5 protein-coding genes are annotated in these 6,699 nt (G+C 59.6%); 1 reads left to right on the top strand and 4 read right to left on the bottom strand.

The window, feature by feature from the left end:
* The coding region (locus QQJ96_RS06225) for an Ig-like domain-containing protein (RefSeq protein WP_284331099.1) at window positions 1-663 on the top strand (663 nt) is incomplete at its 5' end.
* Between the two features lie 300 nt (window positions 664-963).
* Here QQJ96_RS06225 and QQJ96_RS06220 read toward each other — a convergent pair.
* The 4 genes from QQJ96_RS06220 to QQJ96_RS06205 all read right to left on the bottom strand — a co-directional run bounded on the left by QQJ96_RS06220 (window position 964) and on the right by QQJ96_RS06205 (window position 6,693).
* Window positions 964-2,298, bottom strand: coding sequence for a hypothetical protein (locus QQJ96_RS06220; RefSeq protein ID WP_284331098.1), 1,335 nt, complete (start codon window positions 2,296-2,298; stop codon window positions 964-966).
* Between the two features lie 401 nt (window positions 2,299-2,699).
* Entirely contained in the window at window positions 2,700-3,032 is a 333-nt protein-coding gene (locus QQJ96_RS06215; RefSeq protein ID WP_284331097.1) for a helix-turn-helix transcriptional regulator, read from the bottom strand.
* Window positions 3,005-3,352: a type II toxin-antitoxin system RelE/ParE family toxin gene (locus QQJ96_RS06210; protein WP_284331096.1), complete on the bottom strand. Its 348-nt coding sequence runs from the start codon at window positions 3,350-3,352 to the stop codon at window positions 3,005-3,007. The genes QQJ96_RS06215 and QQJ96_RS06210 overlap by 28 nt, the downstream gene beginning before the upstream one ends.
* A gap of 209 nt (window positions 3,353-3,561) precedes the next feature.
* The gene (locus tag QQJ96_RS06205) at window positions 3,562-6,693 is read right to left on the bottom strand and encodes a hypothetical protein (RefSeq protein ID WP_284331095.1); all 3,132 of its coding nucleotides are present in this window, start codon (window positions 6,691-6,693) and stop codon (window positions 3,562-3,564) included.
* Window positions 6,694-6,699 lie beyond the last annotated feature (6 nt).

Below are 6,699 nucleotides of genomic sequence, written 5' to 3'. Positions count from 1 at the left end.
GAGTGGTTCGGTGACGACAGCTTCAGCTACGACGTAAACGACAGTGAAGCGCAGTCGAACATTGCCACCGTGCACATCAAGGTGGTGCCGATGCCGACCGCAGAGAATGCGCGGTTCCGCGTAGACAGCGACGGCACTGTTCGCATTGACCTGCGCTGCCTGGTCGATGATCCGGACGAAAACGCCGAAGCAAAGCTTGCCATCAACGTCAATGCACCGGGCCATGGCCAGTTGATACACCAGGAAGATGGCGTGTATCTGTACAAGCCGCAAAGCGGATTCAGCGGCACAGATGCGTTTACCTACACAGTCAGCGATGGTGTCAATGCTGCAACCGCCAGCATCAGCTTGGACGTAGATAACGACGATGGCGAAGACGACGATTGCGGCTACAGCCAGACCATCATGATCCAGGCATCGATGGGGCAGGCCTTTAACGGGACAGACAGCTACGGTTACATCGTAGTCAATCAGGGTTTGCGCAAGGATGGAGATGATGACGATTCCCGACAGCAAGTGAGCTGGGACAACGATGACGACGCGCCCGGTGGCCATTCGCAGCTCATCGACAGCGATTGGTGGAACGCGTTGGTCGCCGAGCCCCTATTGGGTGCAGGTGATCTGTCCGAGCGCAGCGGATTGGTCATCAAACGCGTGAACTAAGTCACTTCCGCATCAGCACCCTCTCTCTGACATGGAGAGAGGGTGCGAAGTCATTGGAGATGGAATCCCAGGCCGATCAATGCATGATGCGGCCTATTTCATCGGCTTGCGGAGCCTGTCCTCGGCTTGACTCAAAAAGTGATGAGGAAGGATGGCGTTTCCAAGCAAGCCCTAAGACAAGCACTCAAGTCACCTGGACCATCCCTTGCGAGCAAGGGAAGGCAGGCCGATCTGGCTAACGCGCGGTTGGCGCGATTTTGTCGGTCGCCCGCCAGCAGCTCTACACGAAAAGGCTCACTGCTAACGCCGCGCGCGCCTCAACCAGGCCAATAACCCCAAGTAAGTCAGATTGACGCCAATAAAAAACCATTGCCAAGCAAAGTCGTGCTCACTCAAGTCACGCACTGCCCTGTAGGGCGCTGCGTTTTTCAGCGCAGACATGAAGAAGCTCCATGGTACCGAGAGTATGGCTGCCGCAATGCCGCTAAAGAGACCTGCATAATATCTAGTCAGCGTTCCATGGATCGGCGGATCGATATAGAACAAGAAGCCTGCCAGTACTACCAACACAAGGTAGATCCCGAAAAGCCTTGAGAACACTCGCCCCTGTCCAAACTCACCGCACCATCTGAGGTACAAGGTCCAAATCATGATGATCGCGGTAACCACCATGCCGAAGACGCCTCCGTTTACCATGTATCCTTTAAACACACCACCGCAGGTTCCGAGCTTTTCGCAACCTGCATTGGCAATCATGTGCTGTGCAGCGTCAACAGCGGCTGCACCAAACCAATCCTCAGGACTGACCAGGGGCCTCGAAATGGCGCTACGGACCCCATAAGGGAAATTATCGGGCCTGAAAATGTATGCGCTCGCCATAACGGCATGACCGTCGCTGAGCATCCCCGTAATCGTCGCAATGATGTGATCCTTGCCTTGTTCAGCGCCGACCATGTTTACAGGGCAATAGATTGCCCCGGTGTCGTTCGGTGCCACGCTGCCAAATTTGCAGTCCATCGGCGCCCCACCGCCTACCGGAATTCTCAGGTCGAATCGCCCTGGCTCAACGGTCTGATTTCGAACTTGCATCAAGACAAAGAGATAATAGGCATCATTAATAGAGTGACCTGCTGAATGGGTGACTCTGGGGTCAAAGGCGCCCCATAGCCCCGGTCGCAACGGCAATAACTTGACATCGCTCGTCCCCCATCCGAACTCAGCCATGCGACGGTCCGGTCCCTCTCGTTCCACTGCGGCGTCGGCCTGGACCGAGTAGCCCTCACGCTCGAAATCAGCGTTCAATTGATCCAGCGAGTCAGTGAAAGCCGCTTCCGCTTTCAATGCCTCCCGCACGGTTGCAGCAGGCGTGTACTGCCGATTGAGCAGGTGCAGAAATGCGGTTCGTTTGGCATAGCGAACAAGCAGGTGCGCATCGTCGGCGAACCCAAGCTGGGACATCGCTGCTGCCGTCGTATTTACCGAAAACTCGTCATTGGGGATTGGCCCATCCAGCATCTCCCGTACCAGCGGCACACTCTCTTCGCTAGGTGGCGAGGGTGAAGATGCTTGTGAGTTGCCCACGCATGCTAACGCGAAAAATGCACCGAGCATTAGTTTCGTAAGCGTATGCTGCATACTCCTCCCCTTAAGAAGCGCCTGTTCATGACATGATCGCACGGCTTTGGCCATGCCGAAATTAGGCGCCTGGGAGACCGCACTCTCTATCAGCATTAGCGCGTAACACAATGTAGAGCCGCTACAGGACGCAGAAGGTCGCGATCTGAGCTGCGGCGGCGGCTCTAGCTATCTGCCAAAGATGGAAACGTAGGGTAGGCGCCCCAGCAAGACCCCGCCTAGTTATTTCCAAGCCCATGGTCAAACAAGAGCGGGCAGCTTCCAGGAGAGGCCCCAATTGGGAAGTCGTGGCCCCCTTGGGTCCGAATAGGCATTACCGGCGAGCTTCCTCTGCCCACAGGAGTGCTACTAGCTGCAGATCGATATATCGGCGACCGCTTGGTGTTGCAGTTGGATCCGATCTACCTCAACGCTTTTCGTTTGGTGGTCAACATGATGCGCAATTCGCAGCCCACGGCATCGGCATAGCGCCTTAGCGTAGCCAGCGAAGGCGCATGTTTGCGACTGCCTGCACTGGCTTCAAGCCGCGCCACTGAGGCTTGTGCCACGCCCATACGTTCCGCCACGTCTGCCTGCGTCAGCTCGGCCCGCTGGCGCGCGCGCACCAGTTCGGCCAAAGCCGCGAACTCATCAGCCATGGCATCGTAAGCCGCCGCAAAGGCAGGATCCTTGCGCCAACGCTTACGCGTAGTCTCAATATCCAGAGCTACCGGCTTGTATCGTTCGAGTGCCATATCTTGACCTCCTTCAATCTTGCCCTGGCAATGTCCAAATCATGTGCCGGAGTCTTTTCTGTTTTCTTGATCATGGCGTGCAGGATTACAATGCGCCGCCCTACTACCGAGCAGTAGAACGCACGCCCGATGCCTTCGCGGCCTTTGGCGCGAACTTCGAACAGGCTCGCTCCCATGGCCCGCGTGTGCGGCATACCGATATCCGGACCAAGTTCCGCCATTGTCTCGGCAATGCGCAGGAAGCTGGCGCGTACGCCTGCCGGCCAGTTCTCTATCTGCGCCGCGAGCTTGGTGTTGTAGTAGCAAATCCGCCATCTCATCAATATAACACACTTGTTATTAGCCGGAAGCTAACAAGGGTGTTTTCACCAAGCCGCCATCGCAAGAGGAGAATGAGGATGGCGCTGTAGGTGAACGGAGAAGGATGTATTCAGGCCACGCCTAATCTGAAGCAGGAAAGGGAGACGAGCCGACGCACTCTCCATCCCAGCCCTCCCCTGCGTACAGGGGAGGGAGCAACGGCATCGAATCAGGGAACGTCGTCCGGATCAGTCGATCTTTCGGCGTGGAGCTGACTTGCGGCAGGCACAGTGATCGCCTTGAAGCCTGCCGTGTGCAGATGCGAGTTCAGCGAGGCCAGGTCTGCACCGCGGATCGATTGCCACTGCGCGACGGCCTTGTCCAGGTTCGCCTTGTATTCGGCAAAGGCTTGCCGCTGTCCGTCAGTCGGTGCGCGGTCGGCGCCTTCCACGTCGGAGGCGATGGCGGTGAGGGCGTCGTTCATGGCTTCGAGGTTGGTGGAGGATTCGCTGTCGCCGGAAACGAGCGGATCGGTTTTCTTGCGGAAAGCTTCGATCTCCTCGTGCAGAGGCTTGTTGTTGTCGAGTTTCTTCTCCGCCTCGTCGAGCTGGTTGCGTACGGCATCCACTTCGCCGTGGCTTTGCCAGACCTGCTGCAATGCGTTGCCTACGTCACGCGAGAACGCCAGGCCTTCCGCGAGTGCATTCTGATCCAGCTTCTCACGGGGATCGCCGACGACGTTCAACGGTGCGCGATAGGACTTGCCGTTGACGGTGAGCACCACCTGGTATTTACCCGGCAGCGCCAGCGGCCCTTCGGGCGTGAGCGGGGTGTCCGAATCCCAGGTGGCGGCAATGCTGTAGCCGTAAAGCAGCGCTTCGGGGCGCGGATAGTGCAGGTTCCAGACGAAGCGGTGCATGCCGGCGCTGGTACCGAGCGTTTCCGGCGAGCCTAGCCAGCCTTTCTGGAAGTAGCGCTCGGCAGGCAGCTTTTCCGGTTTGTCGACACTGGAGAAGTGACGCACCGTCTTGCCGTCGCTGTCGAGAATATCTAGCGTAACGGGGCCTTTCGCTGCGCTGGCCAACTGGTAATCGATGATCGCACCGGAGGGCGGATTCTTGCCCAGCGGTTCGTCGGGTGGCAGCGGTGTGTCCTTGTTCTCGTTGGCGCGCACACGCACGGCGTCGGCCGGCGTGTACAACGCGGTCTTGTGCGCGTTGTCGGCACCGGCCTGGCGCAGTGGCGCGATGTCATCAAGCACCCAGATCGCCCGGCCCTGCGTGCCGGCGATCAAGTCATCGCCGTGAATGGTCAGGTCGCGCACCCACGCGGTAGGCAGATTGTGTTGCAGGGATTGCCAATGCGCACCATCGTCGAATGACACGTACACACCGCGATCGGTGCCCGCGAACAGCAGGCCCTCGCGTTGGGTATCTGCACGCACGACGCTGACAAAATCATCCTTTGGCAAGCCGACGGCGATATCCGTCCAAGTTTTGCCGTAGTCGCTAGTGCGCCAGACATGCGGACGGAAATCGTCCTGGCGGTGGTTGTCGACCGCGGCATAGGCAGTGCCCTGCTTCAGCGCGGAAAGATCGAGCGAGCTGACGATGCCCCAACCAGGCAGGTCTTTCGGGGTGACGTTCTGCCAGTTCCTGCCGCCATCACGGGTGTACTGGACGGAGCCGTCGTCGGTGCCGACCCAGATTTCGTCATTGCTGAAAGGCGAAGGCGCGATGCTGTAGATCACGCCGTAACCGCAGTCGCGCGCTTGTTGCGCGTTGGGATTGCCTTCGCAGCCTGCGGTAGCGCCTTGCTTCTTGGCGCTGAGGTCGGGGCTGATCACCTCCCAGTGCTGGCCCTGGTCCGTGCTGCGGAACAGTACCTGCGCACCCAGATAGAGCGCGTACGGCGCCTTGGCTGAAAACGCGATCGGCGTGATCCAGGTGTAGTGGTATTTGAAGTTGGTGGGACGCTGGCCGTAGCTGTTGACCGGCCATGCAGTGACGTTCTGCACCACGCCGGTGCGGCGATCCCAGCGCGACACGCGTCCGCCCAGGCCGGAGCCGAACACGATGTTGGGATCGTCCGGATACGGCAAGTCGTAGTCACGTTCGTCGCCACCCACAGGGCGCCAATCGCGATAGGAAATGGAACCGTAATCGCTGCGACTGGCGATGCCTACGGTGCCCGAATCCTGCTGGCCCGAATAGATCCAGTAGGGAAACTGGTTGTCGGTAGCCAGGTGATAGAACTGGCCGGTGGGCTGGTTGTACCAGCTGCTCCAGCTGTTGCCGCCGTTGACGGTGACAACCGCGCCCTGGTCGCTGGCGGCAATCATGCGCTGCGAATCGCGCGGATCGATCCACAGGAAGTGATAGTCGTCGCCGCCCGGTGCACCCTTGAAGATGTCCCAATGCTTCCCGCCATCGTCGGAACGGCGGATGGACTGCCCGGTCGAATAGAGTCGATCCGGATTTTGCGGATCGACGGTGATGCGGCTGAAGTAGTCGTTGGGCAGCCAGGATTCGTGGCTGACCGCCTGCCAGTTCGCACCGCCGTCATCGGAACGGTACAGGCCGCTGTCCTTGCGCGGATCGGCCGAATGCACCACCGCATACACGCGATTGCCGCTCGCCGTAGCGATGCCGATGCGTGCCAGTGTGCCAGCCGGCCAGCCATGGCCGCTGATGCGCTTCCAGCTCAGGCCGCCATCGGTGGATTTGTACAGGCCACTGCCCGGCCCTGCATTCGGCTGGAAGTACGACAGCCAAGGATAGTTGCGTACCTGCCACGCAGCGGCGTAGACGATGTTCGGGTTGGATGGATCAGCAGCGAGATCCACCACGCCCGTGTCGGCATCGATGAACAGGGTTTGCTTCCAGGTTTTGCCGCCGTCGGTCGAGCGATAGACGCCGCGCTCCTTGTTCGGGCCGAAATAATGGCCGAGCACGCCGACCAGCAAGGTGTTCGCATCGTGCGGATCGACCAGGATGCGGCCGATATGCTTGCTCTCGGTGAGGCCAATGTGTTGCCAGTTCTTGCCGCCGTCGTCTGAGCGATACATACCATTGCCCGCTGCTACGTCGTAGCGCGCAGCGACCTGACCGGAACCGGCATAGATCACACTCGGGCTGGAAGGAGCGATGGCGACGGCGCCAATCGGAGCCGCCGGCATGGTGTTGGAAGTGGGCTGCCAGGTCCGACCCGCGTCATTCGTTTTCCACACCCCGCCGCCGGCGGTGCCGATGTAGAAAGTATCGGGCTTGCCGGGATCGCCGGCAGCCATCGTCGCCCAACCGCCGCGGAAGGGACCTAGCTGACGCCATTGCAGGGCGTCGCCGGCGTGGCTGGGTGCCAAGGATGT

The organism is Dyella flagellata (genome assembly GCF_030160275.1).
GTDB classification, from domain to species: Bacteria; Pseudomonadota; Gammaproteobacteria; order Xanthomonadales; family Rhodanobacteraceae; genus Dyella_B; species Dyella_B flagellata.
Note: the sequence above shows the minus strand (reverse complement) of the source record. Positions and strands in the feature narration are given on the sequence as shown.